This is a genomic window from Phenylobacterium sp., assembly GCF_036402295.1.
GTDB lineage: Bacteria > Pseudomonadota > Alphaproteobacteria > Caulobacterales > Caulobacteraceae > Phenylobacterium.
Genome location: NZ_DASWTE010000258.1, coordinates 1 through 1,642 on the forward strand (window position 1 = coordinate 1; position 1,642 = coordinate 1,642).

The window sequence follows — 1,642 nt, forward strand, 5'->3', positions numbered from 1 at the left end:
TCGGCCGTCGCCGGCCGCACGGTGCGCATCCCGATCATGTTCCAGATCGTTACGACCGGGGATTGATCCCAGGGGACCACCCTCAGTGCTTGCGTACATTCTCGCCGCCCCCGTCCAGGCGGCCGCCGCCGATGCGGCTCCGATCCCCGAAGCCCGCTGGCGGCGAATCCCCAGCGTCTACGACCGCGCGCTCGCCTACCCGGAGCGCGCCGCGGCCCGCGGGATTTCGGGCGAGGCGACGCTGAAGTGCCGGATCAACGACCTCGGCATGCCGGTGAAGTGCTCCATCCATTCGGAGACGCCGCCGGGCGAGGGCTTCGGCAAGGCTCTGATGAAGCTCCGCGCGAAAATGGGCTTCCATCCGCCGGAACCGGGCGAGGACCCCTGGGTGCTGATCACCGTGGGCTTCGACGCCGACCCCAAGAAGGCGCTGCACATCTACTGAGGTGGCGGGCGGCGCCGATTCAACCGTAAGCTTCGCCGTGGGTTGGGGGGAAGTCATGCTGTTAGTTCTGATGTCGGTCGCACTTCAGGCGGCAACGCCGGCCGCCGCGCCCGCGGTGACGCCGCCTCGGCCCAGCGTGATCACGAATCCGGACTGGCTACGGCGACCTACAGGCGAGGACTTTGCGTTGGCTTATCCCCCCGCAGCGGTCCGTGACGAAGTCGAAGGTCGGGCGACGATCAGCTGCCAAGTTTTGGCCAGCGGTCTTCTCGCCGATTGCTCCCTGATGTCCGAAGAACCCGCCGGCTACGGGTTCGGCGCCGCGGCGCTCAGCATGGCCTTCAAGTTTCGGATGCGTCCGATGACCAAGGATGGCGTTCCCGTCGACGGCGGCACGGTCCGAATTCCGCTTCGCTTTGTTCTGCCAAAGGACGGGCCGTCCGAGCCCAGGATACCGCCCTTCGAAGTCGTCTCGAGGTGCTACAGCATCGCGGCAGCAAAGCTGGAGGAAACGCCGAGCGACCCGACCGCGCAGGCCTCCTACTTTGCCTGGCGAATGGTGCTGGAGCTCAAACTGCTGTCGCAGAAGCTCCGCCCATCGGAGATGGGAGCCCGCCTGATCGCCGCGGGATCTGCTCCTGGGCGCGCGGTTACGGCTGAGGAACGTGCGAGGTGCGATGGCATCGCCCTTGGAGGCAGCGCGGCCGAATTCGGGCAGATGCTTAAAGAGGCGGCCGACAAGCCCTTACGTTGACGTTAGCGTCATCTTTTCTTCCCTCCGCGTCCGTGCGTATAGGGTCGGCCAAACCCATACGGCGTAAGCGCTGCACGCTTCCGGAGGACGGCCATGAACCTCGACTTCACCCCTGAAGAGAACGCCTTCCGCGAAGAGGTCCGGGCCTTCATCAAGGAGAACTACCCCGCCGACCTGCGCAAGGCGCAGGACGAGGGGCGGCCGCTGACCAAGGACGAGTACCTGCTCTGGCACAAGGTGCTGGCCAAGAAGGGCTGGGTGGCGCCGGGCTGGCCGAAGGAGCTGGGCGGCACGGGTTGGACGCCCACGCAGAAGTACATCTGGTCGGAAGAGACCGCGCGCGCCGACTGCCTGCCGATCCTGCCGTTCGGGATGTCGATGCTGGCGCCGGTGATCTACACCTTCGGGACCGACGAGCAGAAGAAGCGGTTCCTGCCGGGCAT

3 protein-coding genes are annotated in these 1,642 nt (G+C 66.3%); all 3 read left to right on the forward strand.

Annotation, left to right across the window (positions count from 1 at the left end; translation table 11 throughout):
• Positions 1-85: 85 nt before the first annotated feature.
• Entirely contained in the window at positions 86-445 is a 360-nt protein-coding gene (locus VGD44_RS15800) for an energy transducer TonB (protein WP_331088776.1), read from the forward strand.
• Between the two features lie 55 nt (positions 446-500).
• Positions 501-1,199 (forward strand): energy transducer TonB, encoded by a 699-nt coding sequence (locus VGD44_RS15805; RefSeq protein WP_331088779.1) that lies wholly within the window; start codon positions 501-503, stop codon positions 1,197-1,199.
• A gap of 93 nt (positions 1,200-1,292) precedes the next feature.
• On the forward strand, positions 1,293-1,642 hold a 350-nt coding region (locus tag VGD44_RS15810; protein WP_331088781.1), incomplete at its 3' end, for an acyl-CoA dehydrogenase family protein.

Coding starts and splice junctions, on each gene's coding strand:
- VGD44_RS15805 (WP_331088779.1), top strand. CDS start 501: ATGCTGTTAGTTCTGATGTCGGTCGCACTTCAGGCGGCAACGCCGGCC.